This is a genomic window from Alteribacter salitolerans (assembly GCF_016901055.1).
Lineage (GTDB): Bacteria > Bacillota > Bacilli > Bacillales > Salisediminibacteriaceae > Alteribacter > Alteribacter keqinensis.
The window spans coordinates 1-19,279 of record NZ_JAFEUX010000018.1 but is presented as its reverse complement, the minus strand read 5'-3'; the positions used below and the strand labels follow the sequence as shown (position 1 = coordinate 19,279).

The 19,279-nt window shown below is 45.6% G+C and carries 20 protein-coding genes and 1 pseudogene; 17 read left to right on the top strand and 4 right to left on the bottom strand.

The window, feature by feature from the left end; genetic code table 11:
- Positions 1-224 precede the first annotated feature (224 nt).
- The 5 genes from minD (at position 225) to JSY36_RS19880 (ending at position 6,386) form a co-directional block, all read left to right on the top strand.
- Complete coding sequence (gene minD / locus JSY36_RS19900; RefSeq protein WP_122897764.1) at positions 225-1,022, top strand: septum site-determining protein MinD; 798 nt, start codon at positions 225-227, stop codon at positions 1,020-1,022.
- 888 nt (positions 1,023-1,910) lie between these two features.
- Positions 1,911-2,246: a DUF2628 domain-containing protein gene (locus tag JSY36_RS19895; protein ID WP_205167708.1), complete on the top strand. Its 336-nt coding sequence runs from the start codon at positions 1,911-1,913 to the stop codon at positions 2,244-2,246.
- Positions 2,247-2,351: 105 nt separating this feature from the next.
- Positions 2,352-3,080 (top strand): DUF3784 domain-containing protein, encoded by a 729-nt coding sequence (locus tag JSY36_RS19890; RefSeq protein WP_205167707.1) that lies wholly within the window; start codon positions 2,352-2,354, stop codon positions 3,078-3,080.
- 264 nt (positions 3,081-3,344) lie between these two features.
- Positions 3,345-5,174 (top strand): Xaa-Pro dipeptidyl-peptidase, encoded by a 1,830-nt coding sequence (locus tag JSY36_RS19885; RefSeq protein ID WP_205167706.1) that lies wholly within the window; start codon positions 3,345-3,347, stop codon positions 5,172-5,174.
- Between the two features lie 303 nt (positions 5,175-5,477).
- Positions 5,478-6,386 (top strand): macrolide 2'-phosphotransferase, encoded by a 909-nt coding sequence (locus tag JSY36_RS19880; RefSeq protein WP_205167705.1) that lies wholly within the window; start codon positions 5,478-5,480, stop codon positions 6,384-6,386.
- Positions 6,387-6,470: 84 nt separating this feature from the next.
- Here JSY36_RS19880 and JSY36_RS19875 read toward each other — a convergent pair whose 3' ends face one another.
- The gene (locus JSY36_RS19875; RefSeq protein WP_205167704.1) at positions 6,471-7,079 is read right to left on the bottom strand and encodes a spore coat protein; all 609 of its coding nucleotides are present in this window, start codon (positions 7,077-7,079) and stop codon (positions 6,471-6,473) included.
- Positions 7,080-7,194: 115 nt separating this feature from the next.
- Here JSY36_RS19875 and JSY36_RS19870 point away from each other — a divergent pair, with 115 nt between their 5' ends.
- Both JSY36_RS19870 and JSY36_RS19865 read left to right on the top strand, forming a co-directional pair.
- Entirely contained in the window at positions 7,195-7,680 is a 486-nt protein-coding gene (locus tag JSY36_RS19870; protein ID WP_205167703.1) for a DinB family protein, read from the top strand.
- A complete protein-coding gene (locus tag JSY36_RS19865) occupies positions 7,667-8,032 on the top strand; it encodes a hypothetical protein (RefSeq protein WP_205167702.1) in 366 nt (121 codons plus the stop codon). The genes JSY36_RS19870 and JSY36_RS19865 overlap by 14 nt, the downstream gene beginning before the upstream one ends.
- A gap of 67 nt (positions 8,033-8,099) precedes the next feature.
- On the opposite strand, the gene JSY36_RS19860 is transcribed toward JSY36_RS19865, so the two are convergent.
- The gene (locus tag JSY36_RS19860) at positions 8,100-8,249 is read right to left on the bottom strand and encodes a hypothetical protein (protein WP_205167701.1); all 150 of its coding nucleotides are present in this window, start codon (positions 8,247-8,249) and stop codon (positions 8,100-8,102) included.
- Between the two features lie 142 nt (positions 8,250-8,391).
- Between JSY36_RS19860 and JSY36_RS19855 the strand changes: the two genes are divergently transcribed.
- The 7 genes from JSY36_RS19855 to JSY36_RS19825 all read left to right on the top strand — a co-directional run bounded on the left by JSY36_RS19855 (position 8,392) and on the right by JSY36_RS19825 (position 12,900).
- Positions 8,392-8,805 carry a GNAT family N-acetyltransferase gene (locus JSY36_RS19855; RefSeq protein ID WP_236785219.1) on the top strand — a complete coding sequence of 138 codons (414 nt, stop codon included), beginning with the start codon at positions 8,392-8,394 and terminating at the stop codon, positions 8,803-8,805.
- A 12-nt stretch (positions 8,806-8,817) separates the two neighbouring features.
- The gene (locus JSY36_RS19850) at positions 8,818-9,009 is read left to right on the top strand and encodes a hypothetical protein (RefSeq protein ID WP_205167700.1); all 192 of its coding nucleotides are present in this window, start codon (positions 8,818-8,820) and stop codon (positions 9,007-9,009) included.
- 187 nt (positions 9,010-9,196) lie between these two features.
- Entirely contained in the window at positions 9,197-9,835 is a 639-nt protein-coding gene (locus JSY36_RS19845) for an alpha/beta hydrolase (RefSeq protein ID WP_205167699.1), read from the top strand.
- Positions 9,836-9,850: 15 nt separating this feature from the next.
- Positions 9,851-10,048, top strand: coding sequence for a hypothetical protein (locus JSY36_RS19840; protein ID WP_205167698.1), 198 nt, complete (start codon positions 9,851-9,853; stop codon positions 10,046-10,048).
- A gap of 557 nt (positions 10,049-10,605) precedes the next feature.
- Positions 10,606-11,811 (top strand): processed acidic surface protein, encoded by a 1,206-nt coding sequence (locus JSY36_RS19835; protein WP_205167697.1) that lies wholly within the window; start codon positions 10,606-10,608, stop codon positions 11,809-11,811.
- A gap of 22 nt (positions 11,812-11,833) precedes the next feature.
- Positions 11,834-12,490 carry a class D sortase gene (locus JSY36_RS19830; protein WP_419466056.1) on the top strand — a complete coding sequence of 219 codons (657 nt, stop codon included), beginning with the start codon at positions 11,834-11,836 and terminating at the stop codon, positions 12,488-12,490.
- A complete protein-coding gene (locus JSY36_RS19825; RefSeq protein WP_205167695.1) occupies positions 12,487-12,900 on the top strand; it encodes a hypothetical protein in 414 nt (137 codons plus the stop codon). The genes JSY36_RS19830 and JSY36_RS19825 overlap by 4 nt, the downstream gene beginning before the upstream one ends.
- A gap of 114 nt (positions 12,901-13,014) precedes the next feature.
- Here the strand turns inward: JSY36_RS19825 and JSY36_RS19820 are convergent, their stop codons facing one another.
- Positions 13,015-13,692: a hypothetical protein gene (locus JSY36_RS19820; RefSeq protein ID WP_205167694.1), complete on the bottom strand. Its 678-nt coding sequence runs from the start codon at positions 13,690-13,692 to the stop codon at positions 13,015-13,017.
- 330 nt (positions 13,693-14,022) lie between these two features.
- Here JSY36_RS19820 and JSY36_RS19815 point away from each other — a divergent pair, with 330 nt between their 5' ends.
- The 3 genes from JSY36_RS19815 to JSY36_RS19805 all read left to right on the top strand — a co-directional run bounded on the left by JSY36_RS19815 (position 14,023) and on the right by JSY36_RS19805 (position 18,653).
- The gene (locus JSY36_RS19815) at positions 14,023-15,450 is read left to right on the top strand and encodes an aldehyde dehydrogenase family protein (RefSeq protein WP_205167693.1); all 1,428 of its coding nucleotides are present in this window, start codon (positions 14,023-14,025) and stop codon (positions 15,448-15,450) included.
- Between the two features lie 448 nt (positions 15,451-15,898).
- Positions 15,899-17,593, top strand: a complete 1,695-nt coding sequence (gene ilvD, locus JSY36_RS19810; protein WP_205167692.1) for a dihydroxy-acid dehydratase — start codon at positions 15,899-15,901, stop codon at positions 17,591-17,593.
- Positions 17,594-18,134: 541 nt separating this feature from the next.
- Entirely contained in the window at positions 18,135-18,653 is a 519-nt protein-coding gene (locus JSY36_RS19805) for a DoxX family membrane protein (RefSeq protein ID WP_205167691.1), read from the top strand.
- A 223-nt stretch (positions 18,654-18,876) separates the two neighbouring features.
- Here the strand turns inward: JSY36_RS19805 and JSY36_RS19800 are convergent.
- Positions 18,877-19,119 (bottom strand): annotated as a pseudogene (locus JSY36_RS19800) (transposase); the annotation flags it as partial.
- Between the last annotated feature and the right edge of the window lie 160 nt (positions 19,120-19,279).

Here is a 19,279-nt window from a genome sequence, read left to right as displayed (position 1 = left end):
CGATCAAGTGTTGATAGGAAGGCACTGAAAAAGTTCGGTCTTTAACTTTTCCAGTGCCTTCTAAGCAATGAGCGTAACAATTGCATTTTTTAAAAGCCTGTTACAAGTGGGTTTTTCTTAACAGGCGAGCAACCGAATGGAGCCATTGCATCTCAAATAAAAGGCACTGAAAAAGTTGCTTTGTACTTTTTCAGTGGCCTCTTGATAGAAAGGGGAGACTGAGCGTGGGAGAGGCCATCGTCGTTACTTCTGGAAAAGGCGGCGTCGGTAAAACGACGACAACCGCGAATTTAGGGACAGCCCTGGCGCTGAACGGAAAAAGAGTTTGTTTGGTGGATACAGATATCGGTCTTAGAAACCTGGATGTTGTTATGGGTCTTGAGAACAGGATTATTTATGACCTGGTTGATGTAGTAGATGAGCGATGCCGTCTGCATCAGGCACTCATAAAAGATAAGCGGTTCGAAAGCTTATCTCTCCTTCCTGCAGCACAGACGAAGGACAAGTCTGCTGTAGAGCCGGCGCAGATGAAAAAGCTGGTGGAAGAACTGAAACAGGATTACGATTACGTATTAATTGACTGTCCTGCAGGAATTGAGCAGGGATATAAAAATGCGGTTGCCGGTGCCGATCAGGCTATTGTCGTCACAACGCCGGAAATTTCGTCTGTTCGTGATGCGGACCGTATTATCGGGCTGCTGGAAAAAGAAGATGTATCCGCACCGAGGCTTATTGTAAACCGGATCCGTCCCCATCTGATGAAAACCGGTGAAGCCATTGATGTAGACGAGATTGTGTCCATTCTCGCTGTGGATCTTCTGGGCATCGTTGCCGACGATGATGACGTGATTAAAGCGTCCAATGCCGGTGAGCCGGTTGCCATGGATCCAAAGAGCCGTGCATCTCTTGCGTACCGCAACATTGCCCGCCGCATCAGCGGTGAGTCTGTACCCCTGATGTCTCTTGACGAAGATAAAGGGATGCTTACAAAAGTGAAAAAGTTTTTTGGTATGAGAGCATAGAAAAGAATCCCACGTGCATAGTGCTATGGGATTCAGGAAGTTGAAAAAGATCTTTTCTCGTTTACCTGTTAGTGATGGGGATTGTTGATGCTGCCTGCATATCCTTCGCTTTCCGCGGTGGATCCGGCAAGCCTCCTCGAGCTGCGCTCTGTGGGGTCTTGCCCGGCCCTCACTACCGCAGAAGCTTCGGACATTCCGGCTGCATCACTCTTTTCACCGAACTAATAAAGTTTGTGAGTATAAATTCTCATTCTATGAGAAGACTTTCTTTTATAACTTCTTTTGTAAAAGCGGGAAATCCACCTTCCAAAATAAATAAGCTTCCCGACAATAGAAATCCCACAGCATTTTTGCTGTGGGATTTCTATTTTGGCTTAGTTCTAAAGCGGCGTTTTGGATTCGTTTATCACGGTTCATTTTTCGTTCCTTTAATCACAGTTTCACTGACATACTGCTTTTTTTTAAGTCAGTGTGAGCTCCTCATAATCTTCACCACTGAACGCTAATTCCCATGAAAATGAGTACAGATACTCCAATTGCTTAAATTCTATAATAAATCTGTCCTATTCCCAGATTCCCTTAGTACGAATGGTTTCCATTATTTCAATTGAACTGACACGAGGAAGGTTGTCTGATCCAATAAGTATACCGGCTTTTCATCTCCCAGGAACCCGCTTAGCCTCCGTATATGTTAACTCAGCATTCGAAATTTCAGCCAAACACTTTTTTATGTGTGCTTGAATATATGGAGACGTCCGCTATAAAAAGTGAAACTTAAAGCATAGGTATATTCTATATTAATTTCAAATATATTGAAAATTAATATTAGTAATGTAGTATAATAGTCTTGCACTTATATAGAGCATATACCTAGGAGGAGACGACGCTATGCACGGAATACTGACAAATGATGCAGGAGTTTCAAAAAATGTAAAGATTGGATTCAGCTGGACGACATTTTTCTTTGGCTTTTTTCCGGCTTTGTTCAGAGGGGATCTGAAGTGGGCAGCAATCATGTTCATTACTGCTGTTGCAATTGGATTTTTGACAATGGGATTTGGGACATCCATTCCAGGTATTATTTTTTCATTTATTTATAACAAGCTTTATATCAAAGACCTGCTTGAAAAAGGATACCGCCCTGCCAATGAGCAGACAAGACAGGAACTTGAAGCAAGAGGAATCATTACTAAAACAGTGAGCGTTGAAGCTAAAGGCGCTTAAGATAAGAGTGACTTCGACATGATGTTGAAATCATTTTTATTTTGCGAAAATGAAACGTTTATTTTCATTATAACGTAAAGATAGGAAGGGACGATTAGGAGGTACATGATGCTCATTGCCATTACGATTCAACTGTTCAGCTTTTTAATCATCTGGATTCCGGCTTATTTTGTTTATAAAAAGGGCGTTTATATGCTCCTCTCCGGTTTCAATACAAAATCCAAGGAAGAGCAGCAGCACCTCATTGAAAACGGCTATCCTCAGGCAGTGGGAAAAGCGATGATGAACTCGAGTTATCTCCTTCCTGCAGGTGCTTTACTCGCTTTTTTCGTGGAACCGGCTGTGGCAATTGCTGTCTCGTGGGTAGTGTGGATGTTTTACTTTTTCATCCGCATGATCATGCTGAGCAAACTGGACAATTCAAAAAATAAAAAGAGAGACCTGTCTATTTTAATCGGCACCTTTGCGTTTGTCATTTTACTTATAGGAGCCTTTCTTTTTGAGGGGGAAAGGGAGCCACGTCTTACTGTTTCAAATGAATCAGTCTCTGTAACCGGGATCTACGGTGTGGAGTGGCCTCTTGAGGATATCAAGGACATTGCACTGGTCGAAGATCTTCCGGCCATCCGGTCAAGAACGAACGGATACTCCTTCATGGAACGCCGCCGGGGACATTTTTCACTTGAAGGACTCGGGCGCGGAAGGTTATTTGTTCATACAGGTACGGCACCGTTTCTTTACATGGAGAAGGACGGTGATTTTCTTTTCGTTAATTCGAAGGATCCGGGAGAAACAGAACAGTGGTTTTATCAGATCAGAGAAGTTATAGAGTAAAAAGAGTCCTGATTGTCTGACCTCGTTTTGTGTGAGTAAAGATAGATTAAAATTCTAGTTTAAGACCCGGGTGTAACATTGCCGGGTCTTTTATTATGGGCGGAAGGATTCATTTATTAGTAACACGAAATATCCTGCATTTTTTGACAAAATAGTCAGAAAATTAGTGTTATATTTTGTTGGAAGAGTACTGAATTCAGCCTGTCAGAATCGGAGGTGTGACTGAAGTTTACGCATGGTACAACAAAACAGGAGGTAATTGGAATGAGTAAAAAGTATGGGATTGGATTGCTTTCTTGTCTGCTACTGCTGTCGTTGTTTATCCAGCCGGTCAGCTCTGCCGCGAATGATTTACCATTAAATGGGACCATTACCGAAACAGGCACATCTTCGACCTACATAAATTTTGAAGATGGTGTAACCCAGCCGGTTTATTCTACTGAAGATGCGATTATCGAAGAGCTGATGGTTGAAACGACGGTGGACAGTGATGGAACCGGGGAAAAGGATCTGGTGTCGATCCGGGTCATGAGACCGAACACAGAAGAAGGAATTCAGGTGCCGGTCATTTATGAAATGAGCCCCTACAGGGCAGGGTTGGACTGGTCTGTGCCTTTTTTTGATGTAGATGTAGAACTGAATCCCGTACCTCACCCCGGTAAGGGACGTGGCCGCGGGCCGAATGCAGGGCCTCAGAACCTTGGTAATTTAGGAAACTACTATGTGCCGCGTGGCTATGCGGTTGTCCTTGGAGAAAGTATCGGAAGCGGAGAAGCTACCGGATGCCCGACGACAGGTGACGCTAATGAAATTATGGGAACAAAAGCGGTTATTGACTGGTTAAACGGGAGTGCCCGTGCTTTTAATGCAGACGGGGAAGAAGTGGCTGCTGACTGGACTACAGGCAACGTGGGGATGATTGGTGCTTCTTATAACGGCACTCTTCCTAACGGTGTAGCTACGACTGGGGTTGAAGGACTGAAAACCATCGTCCCGATCGTTACCATCAGTAACTGGTATGACTATTTCAGAGCAAACGGAGCGGTTGTTGCACCGGGCGGTTATCAGGGGGAAGATGCAAGTGTGCTTGCGGGATTTGTTGCAACCCGTGACAACGCCGAAATCTGCGCTCCTTTTCTTGAGCAAATGGCAGAAGACGAAGACCGGATTACCGGTGACTACAATGATTTCTGGGCTGAGCGTAACTATCTCCCGGGTGTGAAAAACATTGAAGCGAGTGTTCTTCTGGCTCACGGCCTCAACGACTGGAATGTAAAAACAAAGCAGTTTGCCCAGTGGTGGGAAGCTCTTGAACAGCACGGCGTGGACCGAAAGCTCTGGCTTCACCAGGGAGGTCACGGCGCACCAGGCGGCGGATGGCAGCAGGAGCAGCACCGCTGGTTTGACTACTGGCTTTATGGACTTGAGAACGGGATTATGGATGAAGAGATGGTGAATATCCAGCGTGAAGACAGAACGTGGGTGGAGCAGGAAAACTGGCCTCATGTTGATGCTGAGGCGACAAAGTTTTATTTAACAGGAGACAATGACAGAAGCGGGGCAGGTTCATTGTCAAACGCTCCCGTTCCAAACAGACCCCATGAGAGACAGGCGCTCACAGATGACCCTCAGACAAGAGCGAATACGCTGGTGGCAGATCCGGAATCTGATCACCCGAACAGACTCGTGTATACAACGGATATCCTCCAGCAGGATACTCACATGAGCGGTACCCCTGAGGTTAGTATCCGGGCGAGTATTGACGAGCCTGTGGCCAATTTAACTGTATTGCTTGTGGAATACGATGAAAATGACAATGCGAAAATCATTACACGCGGATGGATGGATCCTCAGAATATTCACGGTGAGGAGCGTTCAATCAGCATCGTACCGGGCCGTGATTATACGTTTGAGTGGGACATGCAACCGCACGATTACGTATTTAAAGCAGGAAATCGAATCGGGGTCGTTTTCATTGCCAGCGATTATGACTACACCATCCGACCGTCAGGCGGGACGGAAATTTCCTTATTACCGACGAGAAGCAAGCTGATTTTGCCAGTCGCCGGCGGTAAAGAAGCGTTCAATAACTAAAACATTCATTGTGCTCCACCGGTTTCTATGGTACTATTCCCATAACTTTAAGAGATGGAGGTTTTCCCTGTGACAGCATCAATGAGACTCCGATTTCGCACTTTGAACCCGTAATTGAATAGTTCAAAGAAAACCACTTTGTGTTAGCGGGACAGGTCTGTCTTTTTACAGGGACCTCATTGTACGGAGAAAGAATATACAATCAAGGCACAGGTGAAAATACCTGTGTCTTTTTTCAATTACGAGGAACCGTAAAACGTCCCGGGGCCGCTGGCATTTACTCTTAAAAAAGGACGTGTAGTTATGGAAAATAAAACGGAACAAATCATCCGCCTGGCAAAAAAGAATGGGATCACCATTGAAGGGGAATCCCTTCATATCAACGAATCGGGGCTGGATTTTCAGGTAGCATTTGCAAAAGACCAAAACGGTGAACAATGGGTTCTGCGGCTGCCCCGAAGGAAGGATGTTATCCCATCAATTCAAAAAGAAAAGAAGATTCTCACACTCGCAGCAAGCCAGGTTCATGTGGAAGTACCTGAATGGAAGGTGTGTACAGACGAACTGATTGCCTATAAAAGGCTCACTGGAAAGCCTGCAGGCACCGTCGATCACGAAATTCAGAACTATGTGTGGGAAATCGACCTTGAAAATATTCCTGAAGTGTTCCATCAAACACTGGGGGAAGCGCTCGTTCCCCTTCACAGAACAAAAGGGGAAACTGTTGCCCGGCATGGTCTTATCGTCATTAAAGCAGACAAGCTTAGGGAAACAATGAAAACCCGCATGGAAAAAGTAAAAGCCGAATTCGGTGTGAGCCGGGAGCTCTGGAGCCGCTGGCAGACGTGGATTGACAATGAGGCTCTCTGGCCGAAACAAGAAGCGTTCATCCACGGGGACCTTCACGCCGGTCACATTTTAATTGGCAAAGACACCAGAGTTACCGGGTTTATAGACTGGACAGAAGCTTATGCAGGTGACCCGGCCGTGGATTTTGTGGCTCACTACAGAACGTTTGGACAAGAGGCACTGGATAAGCTCATCCACCATTATCAAAAAGCTGGTGGCTATGTGTGGCCTCAAATGGCCGAGCATGTCATTGAGCTAACCGCCGCTTATCCGGTGGAGCTCGCAGAGTTTGCGATCCGTTCAGGCAGTGAGGAGTATCTGGAGATGACCAGGCAGGTGCTTGGTGTAAGTGAGGAGAAATAATCGTTTAGTAACGTGATTGCTGAACAGTAAACGGGAAAGACACAGAGCCACAGGCCTCTGTGTCTTTTGTTATAAATAGCTTTATTAATTTAAAGGTTTCTTCTTAACGGGGCTGTACGCTTCCAAAAGCACTCTCATATCCTCTTTCTTTAACTGCGGCACCTGATAATACCCATGTTGGTTTTGATAAAGGAAAATCTCATAGCTCATTTCAATCAGATTCGGCACACTGTCAGCGATGACCCGGCGTATTACGGGGTTCGTCATTTCAAGGGCGGTCATGGCCATGAGGGAGGCGAGACCTTTCGTTTGGCCGAGCATATATGATGACAGGCTCTGATCCGTGACGTCGCTGACGGATTGGATGGGAGAGACAGGCTTCCCGGGTGAAAGGCCGTAAATGACGTTATTGCTCTCCGTCATTTTATATACCTTAGTAGATGTTGAAGGCTTCTCCCCGGTCTGAAATGCTTCCTGCATGATGTTGTAGAGATCGGTCATAAACACAGACTGCCGGTTTAAAATATCCAATAACGCCGTGTCTCTGATATGGTTTTCATATAGCTTGTACTGATCGACAAGTGCAACGACAGCACTTAACACTTCGTGAACGTCAAAAAGCTCATGTCCGCCGTGACTGAACGATGGGGGCATCTCTTCAGATACTTTCTGGCTGGTTTGTTTGTTTTCCATGGTAATCCTCCTCAAAACAAAGTCGCTCTTATCCTTTCATTTTTCAACGTAAACTATGTAAAAGCAGGAAAAACGCTTCAAATGTTTAAGTGGTTACAGAAAAGGAGGAATTGCTATGAGAAAACGGCATGTCGTACTTTTAAATCAGCTCAGGTCCTATCGTGAAGAACTGGTTAATATAGTGGAAGAAGTATCCGAAAAGGAAGCAGACCGCATTCCAGAAGGCTTTAACAACAATATTCGCTGGAATCTGGGCCATGTCTGCCTGGATCAGTATCTGTGGATTCAAGCTCTGACGAAAGAAAAGCGTGAAGAACCGCCAAAGCTCAACCAATGGTTCGGGTTTGGTACAGAACCAGCTGATTTTACAGAGGATACGCCGTCATTAGAGACGTTAAAAGTCCTGTTAAAACGGCAACCTGATGTCATTGAAAAAGAGTATGGCGAGCGTCTGGAAGAAACCTTCCCGCCCATTGATATGGGAATGGAGACAATTGAGCAGGTCCTGGTCAGAACGATCTTTCATGAAGGCTTGCATACCCAGGCCATTATCGATTTGAAGAAGGGTTTAAACAGGAAGGGACGGCATGTTTCATTGTGAAAAAATCAAAAATAGGATGTTTCATTTTACAGGAATAAGCTTTTGCGGTCCGTTTTCCGATTCCTTTCCCGAAGAGGCGGTTCGTCTGCAGGATGAATTATGGCAGAGGAAAGAGGAAATATCCGAAACAGATCGGAACGATGTTCTTTTCAGTCCCCATTTCGAAAGTGAAAGCCTGTCCGTTTACTGGGCTTGCTGTGAAGTAAGCGCACATCAGCGGGTACCACCAGGGATGGTTGGACATTACCGGCCCATGAGTACGGTAAAAAAACGTGTACAAACGATACGATTGCAGAAGAATACACGAATGGATTTCACAACAGAAGATGGAGTGGAACAAGGAGGCTTGTAAATAGAAGTGTTTTATGACAGAAATAAAAGAGACGGGAAAGCGGAAATCCTTGTCCCGTTAAAGGAACCTATCCCCAGTAAACCACATAGCTCGTAGACCCGTATTTTACCCAGCGTTTAATTGTCTTTCTTGATGGTCTGCACACAGACTTTTGAGGTGCGGATGATTTATGAAGGTAGCGTTTAAGAAGCGTATCCTCCTTTGGTTTCTCTTTCACAGCCATTCCCCCCCTTCCTAAAGTACTGTCTGCTAAACTATATGTCCCAAAAAATCAGGTGATGCACAAAATGCTCTTGAAATGATTTACAATAAAAATGAAAACGAATACACTTACCTTAAGGCATAATCCGGTGGGGGAAATGATGAAACTTTACAACGGGAAAGAGCTGGTTATCCGGGAATACCGGTCAAGTGACTACAGCACGATTGCAGCACTCAATCAGGAGCAGGGGTGGAAAAATTTTGCGGATCGACCTGAAGAGGCAAAAGCGGCATGGGAACAGTCACCGGTCCGCTGTATCGCGGAATCTGAAGGACAAATCATCGGCTACGTCCGGGGCCTCACTGACGGGTTTATCACTTTATATGTTTGTGAGATTCTGGTGAAAAAAAGCTGGAGAAAACAAGGAGTGGGGCGGGCTCTGTTAAATCATGTACACAGCCTGTATCCTGCGGCGCGCCTTGAACTTCTCGCAACCGGTCAGTCCTATGATTTTTATGAAAATGCGGGCTACCGGATGCTTTACGGATTTCGAAAGTCCAATGAGCATTAAGGGGGAAATGAAGTGGAACTGATCGTCGTTTTCAGTTTTGTAGGAATCGTTTCAACGATTGGTCTGGCCGTCGGCGCTTATGCCATAAAAAGAGACTTCCGCCTGAAGGAAAAGAAGGTTGAGCTGGAGAAAGAAAAAGTAAGGCTTGAGCAGCTGAAAGTCCAACTGGCACTAAAGAAAGACGAACATCATGAAAAGGCCTGACTTTTAAAAAAGCTGGTGTTTTCATATAGCAGGTCTTTAATAAAAATATAAATAAAGCGGAAATACCTTAGGAGTCATCGGCACGCTGGCAGTACCTCCGTTTTCATTGTTCGGTTTTGTTCTGATTGGAGTGAAAGACAAGAAATCAACATCCAGGTTTAACAAAGCCTGAAAAGGGGTGGAGATTGTGAAGGTAAAGAACGGAAACGTAAAAACAAAAAGCGGAAAGATTCCTTATTCTCTGATGAAGCATGAGAAAGATGCTGGCAGGGTAGCCATCGTTCTGCCCGGTGCAGCGTACACAGCACAAGGACCGTTACTTTACTACGCAACATCAATTCTTTTCAGAAACGGGTTTGACATCCTTCATATCAACTACGAATATACACGTGAGGAATTATCCGGACTCACAGAGGAAGGATTCACAGCGGATGTACGAAACGTCATCGATGAAGTTATCGGCGGCGCTCCTTATGAAGAAATCATTGCTGTAGCCAAATCTGTCGGTACGATCGCTTTATCCTACCTGATGGAAGAAGAACGCTTTGCCCGGGTAAAAGCGATCTGGCTCACACCTCTTATTCAGCGGGACGACGTATACAAAAGTCTCTCTGGAAGCTGGCACCCCGGACTGTGTGTGATTGGGGACCGGGATCCGGTTTTTGAGCGGGAGCGGTTTTCCGAAATTGACCGCAATCCCCGGATTCAGGGCATCCTTGTGAAAGATGCCAATCACGCCCTTGAGCTAGAAGGTGACGTTATGGGTTCTTTGGATGTGTTGAAAAACATCATGGCCGGCATTTCAGGCTGGGTCGCAAACAGATAACAAAGGAGCATTCACATGGTACGACCGATCATCATAGTACTATCATCAGTTGGCGCCGCATTCGGATTCGTCTGGCTCGTCATTGACCTGATCCTAACAGGCGGTTTTACACTAGGCGCATTTATCATAAGCATCTTTTCTGCCGTTGTTTTATTCCTGGCTCTGGCAAGCCGTCCGACCTTTAACGTGGTCGATCATGAAAAAGAAAAATGAGTATCCCCTTCTGTAGTATGCATTTTTAGTGTGTTGTAATCAAAGAAAGAGACAGAGGTGCGATCTCCCTCTGTCTCTTTCAAGTTACTCGCCGATTGTTATTACGTGTATTTCTTCACAAGGTGCTTATAACAATTTTCTTCGGTGCGAAACCGTTAATTCATTCATTTCCTTATACGATACACTCTTCGCCAACACCTCCCCAAAATACTAATCCTCTTTCTTTTGTTGCCTATAATATAGCAAGGAAGGAAGCAACCACACTGACAAAAAGGTATACTCATTAAAAGAAAAATAAACGCCTCCGCAGGTCTTTTATCGCGGAGGTCTTTTATATTCGTTCATATACAGTTATATTCAGTTAAAATAAGAGGTTATTAGTACTTATATGCCATATGCTTTCAAATACAAACGAATACTGGATAATAAACCTCTATTTTGTCAATAGATTTTCGTGAAATTTTCTGCCGGAAACAAAAATAAAATACTATCTTTTTACAAATTTCAAGATTATACTAATCTCGAAATACACAATCGAATATGTAGGAGGAATGGCTGTGAAAGGCTTGTTCATGTCGCTGTTGGCAGGTTTGTTTCTTATTGTTTTACCATCATTGGGAAGTGCCGCACCACCGGAAAAGGAATTAAATTCGTATTTACAGGAAATTGAATGGACAAAAACAGAGCTCGTCGAATATCTTGATTTCTTCGGTATCACTCTGGAAGAATTTGAGGATATGGAAGATTTAAGAGAATTCCTGGGCCCGGTCCTCACACCGGATACGTGGAAAGAGCTGCTCAATGATCTCGGCATTACGGAAAAAGACGCCCTTGATTACCTCGTGGCGTACGGTGAACTCGAAGCAGGAGAGTCCGTTTATGACGTGTACAAATTCGTATTCGACGCAGAAATGGACGTGTACTATTTATCCCTTACTCCGATTACCGACGAAAACCTGGCTGAACTGTTAAAAGAATACGAGCTTACATACGATGAGCTGGTTGCCCTTTTACATGAATATGGTGAATCTATCAACGACTACGAGTATCTTGAAGACCTGGACGGCGCCGTTTGGTTCTATCTTTACGGTGACGAGTGGGACATTGAGTTTGAAGACCTGTTCTTCGAATCAATGGCTGAGATCGGCCTCACTAAAGAAGAAATCGAGCGCCTATTTGCCCATTTGGAGACTCTGGATACGGACAGCGACGCCTTTCTGCAAAAACTTGAAGAGCTCGCCTGGCGTTTGATGGCTTTCGAAGAGTTTGACGAGGCTTCTGAACTCACAGCTGATCAAATCGCCGAGCTCATCGCCATCTTCACAGAGCTGCTCGACCTCTTTGAAATGGATGTAACGTTTTACCTCGTGAAAGGTGACGAGAAAAAGCCCGTGTCCATCCAGTCACTCATGACCATGACAACAACAGACGGCTATGACCTCCTCATTGAGCTTTACAATAAACAAGGTGACTTCCTCGCCGACATCCTCCTCAAAGCGGAAATGTTCGGCTGGGAACTGATCAACGGAACCGGAAACGACCTGAAAAAAACACACGAAGTCATCGAACACCAGGATCAGGCCGCGGATAAAAAGAGCGAATCTCCTAAAAAAGCAAACGCAGAACAGCCTGCTATGAAAACGGAGAACGGTGCGAAGCTGCCAAAAACAGCGACCAATACCGCCTCAGGAATTGCAGCAGGGCTCCTCATCATGATGAGCGGCATGCTCTTTTACCGCAGGCTGAATGTGAAAAATGGATAACCAAAAGAACAACCGGAGAAGAATGAAGAGATTCATTCTTCTCTCTTTAAGTATCGCCATGATAACAGGCGGATTTTGGTTCACCACAACCACCTCATACACGTTCCTAAAAGGCTATATGCTCTTTAAAAGCGGGGAAGTTGCAGCCGTTGTAGGGCCTTTGGAAGAAGAACCTGAAGAAGAAGAAAAGCCTGAGCCGGCAGAAGAATCAGCCCCCGGCGAGGAGCCAGAATCAGGACCACTGTACCCTGAACGGCCTGAAATTGGAGACTTGATCGGGGAACTTTATATCCCGAAGCTCGAAGCAACGCTTCCAATCTATCACGGCACTGATGAAGACGAACTCGAAAAGGGAGTCGGTCATTTCGCAGGAAGCGTCTTGCCCGGTGAAAATGACAATGCTGTTTTAGCCGGTCACAGAGACACGGTCTTCCGGGAGCTCGGCAGCGTCGGAGTGAATGATATCCTGATTGTTACAACGGCAGCGGGCGAATTTGAATACAAAATCAGGAACGTCCGAATTGTAGATGAAGACGACCGCACAGTCATTGTTCCAAAGCCAAGGGCTACACTCACCGTGAGCACCTGCTACCCCTTTACCTTCGTGGGCAGTGCCCCCGAGCGCTACGTTCTCGTGGCTGAACTCCGTGGCGGGGGAAGGGAAAGAGTAATAAAGTGAAAAAGCTGATTATCATTCTTTACCTTCTGTTTAGTGCCTGCGGTTTCGGCAATGAGACGATGGTTCTGCTTGAAGAAGAAGTTAAGGAAGTGAAGGTTTACCGTTCCGGAGCTGTTGGTACCTTCTCGGATCAAGAGCTGATGACCTTTACAAAGCCGGAGTCGATCCTGATAATCGAGGGGGCGATCAGGTCCGCTGTGACAAGGAGCGAAACGCCCGGGGAAGAAACGCCCGACTACGATCTGATCATCAGCTATGGTGACGACTTTCCCCTCCATCCGGTTCATCTCTGGCTCGGTGAAGTAGGGGAAGCGAGCTATTTCATGTATCTCGTCGAAGGGGACGAGTTTTATATAACGTCAACGGAAGTCACAGCGGAATTGAAAACGATGCTGAAAAGAGAGTATTAACTTCGATGAAACAAAAGGTGTGATTAAGCTGCGTTATAACAAGGAAGTGGACTGACGGGCTGCAATCTTTAAGCAAAACAAGAGAATGGCATGGAGCGTTGTTTTCATGTCTTTTTAATCATGATGACTAAGATATTTGTTCATAGCTTCAGGCAAGATCTCCTGATCGTAAGGGTACCAAAATGGTGTTGTACCGTCTGTAAAAAGAGGAATCGTAAATAATACATCTTCTCCTGTATAAAATACAAAATCAAAGTGAGTTGGGTCTTGCACCATGAAATTTGCCTGAAATTTCGCATCCGGTTTGCTATCCATTAATAAACTCAGCAGCTCATCTTTTTCTTCATCGCTCCATGTCGCTGTAACAGGAGTACCTTTTTGAATATGAGTAATCGTAATCTGTTGTACATTCCCTAAATCCAGCTCGTCAAATGAAAGAGGATAGTGATCACTTATTTCATGATGGTAGAGTAAATAGGGAGCTAAATCATCTTTTACAGCGAGAAATCCGGGATACCCTTTGACGTTGTATAATGTTGTCCCTTTTTGTAAAAAAGTAGCTTCACCATTACTTAAACGATAATTTCTGTGTACTTTACCCGCCACATCCCGTTTCACTATTCCGGCCGGAGCGCCTATAATGCTTGAGTCCGCTACTGTTAAATGAAGAAGATAATCATATTGTTTTTCCTCAATCTTTACTGTATCCGCCCAGGTTATCGTTTCCTGGTCAGAAATACACCCTCCTAAGAGCAGAAGGCTTACGACTGTAATTAGTTTCTGCCACTTCACGCCTGATTCCCCCTTCAATACCGTCTTTGTATCTTACAATTTTTGTAATATTATAGTTATTCGTCAACTACCAATAAAATCCTTTAGGTGAAAAAAGAAGGGAACGTTTAGTTACATATCAGTGTTTTTTGGGGGCTCTGTCCACCCCCGCAAATCGCAATCCTTTTTCTCTTCAACGCCAGTTAGCTTGCCCGTTTTTTCCACTCCTCGTGTTGAATCTTCTCAAACCGGTCTTTGTTTTAGACATAGACTTGCTGGGAATAGGAGTGCTGTACACTTATTTTGAAAAAACAGTGAAAATCAGCATATATAGAAAAGGAGACATTTCCTATGCGAAACCAGCTTAAACATTACATTAATGGTGAATGGATTGAGTCGACCGGCTCAGAAACAATTGAGGTGATCAATCCGGCAACGGAGGAAGTACTGGGCAAAATCAGCTCAGGTACTGAAGAGGATTTAGATAAAGCGGTAAAGGCTGCGAGGGACGCATTCCCATCTTTTTCACGTTCGACAAAAGAAGAACGAATCCAGTGGCTTAAGAAAATTGCGGAAGGCTATGAGGCAAGGAAAGAGGAGCTTATCGAAACAATGACGGATGAACTCGGTGCACCGCTGTCTGTTTCCGAAGAGGTGCATTATCACATGGGGCTTGGTCACTTTAAGCAGGCGGTTGAATCTCTCGAGGACTTTTCTTTCTCAGAGGACCGTGGCGGCCATACGCTTATAAAAGAATCGGTCGGGGTAAGCGGCCTGATTACCCCGTGGAACTTTCCGACGAACCAGACATCTACCAAAATTGCCAGCGCCATCGCGGCAGGGAGCCCGGTTATCCTGAAGCCGGCGTCAAAAACACCTTATGCTGCCATGATTCTGGCGGAGATTATCGACGAAGCTGGTCTGCCTAAGGGTGCGTTCAACCTTGTGAACGGCACCGGTTCTGTTATCGGAAACGGAATCAGCTCCCACCCCGATATCGATTTTGTCTCCTTTACCGGCTCCGGCTCTGTCGGTGAAAAAATCATGAAAAATGCGGCGGAAACGATTAAGAAAGTGGCATTGGAGCTTGGAGGCAAGTCCCCAGTCATCGTCCTTGACGATGCGGATGTGGAAGAGGCAGCGAAAACAGCTCTGTCCAATATCATGACAAACACCGGCCAGGTATGCTCTGCGGGAACAAGAGTGTTTATCCCTCAGTCTATGAAAGACTCATTTGAGAAAAAAATTGTAGACCTGCTTCCAACCTTCCTGGTAGGAGATCCACGTAAGGAAGGGATCGCCACCGGCCCGCTAGTCTCAAAAGATCAGTGGGACACCGTACAATCTTATATAGAAAAAGGTGAAAAAGAAGCCACTCTCCTCGCCGGGGGAACCGGAAAGCCGGAGGGACTGGAGACAGGGTATTACGCTAAGCCGACGATCTTCACCGATGTTTCCAATGATTCCGTTATCGCCCAGGAGGAAATATTCGGACCGGTCACGACTATTATCACGTACGAAAATCTGGAGGAGGCTATTGATATGGCAAACGATACGGTTTATGGTCTTGCGGGCTATGTAGTCGGAAAAGATCCTGAAACCGTGCGCTATGTGGCTTCCAGCATTAAAGCCGGACGCATTAAGATCAATGATGCGAAAACCGATTTCAACGGACCGTTCGGCGGCTACAAGCAATCTGGAATCGGACGCGAATGGGGTGATTTCGGGATCGAGGAATTCCTTGAAATCAAATCCGTACACGGTATGCCTTCATCATAAACATGACCGTACCAGCACATTTTGCTGGTGCGGCTTTTTGGTTTTTGAAGATTTCTTTAATTTACAGAAGAGAGCGGTACTTCTTCGTGAAGCAAGAGGAAATTTGTTCGGCGAAAATATTTAATACTTTACACAAAGAACAAATTCTGTCGAAAACAGTAATAATTCAGCCGGAAACAAGATTTATTCTATCAAAAACAACAATAATTCTGCCTGAAAACAGATTAATTCATCACACACATTCTCATATACAGAAGCAACAACTATTTTATCCAAAACTGGAATAATATTAACCGGAATCTATGTATTTCTGCCCAAAAGATAAAACGAATAAAAAATTTACTATGAATTTTTAAATAATATAGAAATATTATTTTATTTCTGTATAATGTGGAGATAATTCATCTAAAACTTTCATTCAGCACAGTACGAGAGAGGAGTTTGACTAATGGCAGACAAAGATCTTAGAATACGCAGTAAAGATATCAGTGTAGGAGACAACCGCGCGCCGAACAGGGCGATGCTCAGAGCAGTAGGATTTGAAGACGAGGACTTTCAAAAACCGATGATCGGTGTTGCCAGTACGTGGAGCGAGGTTACACCCTGCAACGTACATATAGACAAACTCGCTATTGAAGCAAAACGCGGAGCCCGCGACGGTGGCGGAGCACCGATGATTTTTAATACGATCACCGTAGCTGACGGCATTTCCATGGGACACGAAGGCATGCGCTATTCCCTTCCGAGCCGGGAAGTGATCGCAGACTCGATTGAAACCGTAGCCGGAGCCGAGCGCCTTGACGGAGTTGTGGCCATCGGCGGCTGCGATAAAAATATGCCGGGCTGTATGATTGCCATCGGCCGTTTAAATTTACCATCCGTTTTTGTTTACGGTGGTACGATTTCACCAGGTAAATCAAGAGAAGATAAAGACATCGACATCGTTTCCGTGTTTGAAGCGGTCGGTAAACACAACGCAGGATCCATGGACAAAGAAGGCCTCCACGACATCGAGTGTCATGCCTGTCCGGGAGCTGGTTCATGCGGAGGCATGTACACAGCAAACACAATGGCATCCGCCATTGAAGCCCTGGGAATGAGTTTACCGGGCAGCGCGTCCAATCCGGCTGAAACGGGTAACAAGCAGGAAGACTGCTACAAAGCAGGCGACGCTGTTGTGGAACTTCTCCGTAAAGAAATCTATCCAAGGGACATCATGACAAAAGAGGCATTTGAAAATGCGATTACGGTTGTTATGGCACTGGGTGGATCCACAAACGCTTTCCTTCACCTGCTGGCCATGGCCCACTCGGTTGATGTGGACCTCTCGTATGACGATTTCGAGCGTATCCGCGAGCGTGTGCCGCACATTGCCGACTTGAAGCCGAGCGGAAAATACGTCATGGAAAACCTTCACCAGGTAGGCGGTGTTTCCGCTGTAATGAAGCTTCTTCTTGAAGCAGGACTATTGAACGGCGACTGTCTCACGGTTACGGGTAAAACACTGGCCGAGAACCTGGCGGAAGTTCCTGCGTTGCACGAAGGCCAGGAAATCATCCGTCCGGTAAGTGAGCCGTTTAAAGAAAGCGGTCCTCTGTATGTATTGAAAGGGAACCTGGCGCCGGCTGGAGCCGTTGCGAAAATGAGTGGTCTGAAAGTAAGCAAGCTCACCGGTCCCGCCCGGGTATTTGATTCGGAAAAAGAAGCAACGGAAGCGGTTCTGGCAAATCAGATCAATGCTGGTGACGTGCTGGTGATCCGCTATGCCGGTCCGAAAGGCGGTCCGGGAATGAGCGAGATGCTCTCCATCTCAGCCATCATCGTCGGTAAAGGACTCGGCGAGAAAGTCGGCTTGTTAACTGACGGCCGTTTCTCAGGCGGAACCCATGGGCTCGTCGTCGGCCACGTGGCACCTGAAGCACAAGTAGGCGGTCCGATCGCACTCCTTAAAGAAGGCGACTTGGTGACCATCGACAGTGAAACACAGGAGCTGAACGTCGACGTGAGCGCAGAAGAAATGACAGCCCGCCTCGCAGAATGGCAGGCACCGCCGCTCCGCTACTCCCGCGGTGTGTTGAACAAATATGCAAGACTCGTATCCTGTGCCTCAAAAGGTGCGGTAACGGATCTGGGAGAAGAGTAAGGTTTGATGATCGGGCGTCCCGTTGTTACGGGGCGTCCGGTTTTTGCTGAACCATTGCAAAAATGGTAGATAAATGTATAAATATGGCAGATGTGTTTTTACCGGGAGGACAGTCCGTGTGGGGTGAACACTTTAAGGTGAGAGTGCAGGGATATTTACAATATCCCGATGAAATGAAGCAATATGCCGAACAAATGAAGAAAATCCCCGATTAAACATCCCATTAAAGCCTGGAGCGACTAAGTCTAACTGATTAATTGCTCAACAGTTCACAAATCAGACACGAATCCTTCACAGCTTGTTCACCTTTGTGAGTTTCCTCACAATCTATCTCGGGGTATACTATAAGTGAAAGGAAATAGTGATCACAAACAATCCTTTAGCAAGCAGCTCTTATTTTTACACCATTATGTGAAACGTTGAGCAAACAAACGAAACAATCAAATGCTTTCTGAAACACCAATCTCTTTTTTTACCTGATTATGTGAAATACTTCACAATAATCTGTGAAACCAAAATTAACCCTTGGGGGAATGTTAAAATGTTTATAAATTTTTTGAGAGAAAACCGTTATGCTGCCGGGATTTTGACTGCTGTTCGTCTGTACATTGGCTGGCTTTGGCTGACTGCCGGCTGGGGCAAGGTAACCGGTGGATTCAGTGCAGAGGGTTACCTGATGGGCGTCGTGAATAATGAAGCTGTGATCGAGCAGTATCCGACTTATCACGCTTTTATTGAAAGCTTCGCCGTTCCAAATGCTGAACTGTTCAGTCACATGGTTGCATGGGGAGAGCTTCTTGTAGGACTTGGCCTCATACTCGGAGTCTTTACTACCGCTGCTGCATTCTTTGGTATCATGATGAACTTCGCGTTTATGTTCGCAGGCACCATCTCTTCTAACCCTTGGATGATGCTCTTTACCATCTTCCTTCTCGCTGCAGGCTACAACGCAGGCCGCTTCGGTGGCGATCGCTGGGTGATTCCTTATATCCGCCAGCAGCTGTTTAACCGTAAAGGAAATAAAAAGCACGCTGTCAGCAAACCTGCGGCCGCTGCGTAAAGAATATAAACAGAGGATGAATCGTAAAAACGATTCATCCTCAGGCTGTCGAGAAACCCACGCTTTTTTGAAGCGTGGGTTTCTTATATGTGGAGAAAATGAAATTAAGTGATGCAAATACCTTTTAAAAATAGGGCAAACCACCTCTCAGCCGGCTGTGAGGTGGTTTGCTATTTTCTTTATGTTCTGTGCTGTGGCTGTCATAATCGCTTGTTCCGATGCACCTTTCAAGCTGCCTTTCAGAACGAATACCGTAAAGGTATCCAACAAACATCATCTTAAAAAGCATCACAGGATCAATAGGAGGACGGCCGTTATCTTCGCTGTAATAAGACTTCACTTTGTCATAGATAAAGGAAAAGTCAATCGTGGCATCAATTTTACGGAGTAAATGATTATCAGGGACGAGCTGATCAATGGAAACCATCTCTAATTCAACTTGTTTCTCTCGAATAGGACGTAACATGTCATCCTCCTAATGAAAAATTTTAGCCTTATTTATAATAGTAGGCAGTAGCGGAAGACGGCGACTCCAGCGGGAAAAGCAACAGCTGAAGACCCCGCAACGGAGTGAGGAGGCTGAAGCGTTGCCCGCGGAAAGCGTCCGTCTGAAGCGGATGCAGGAT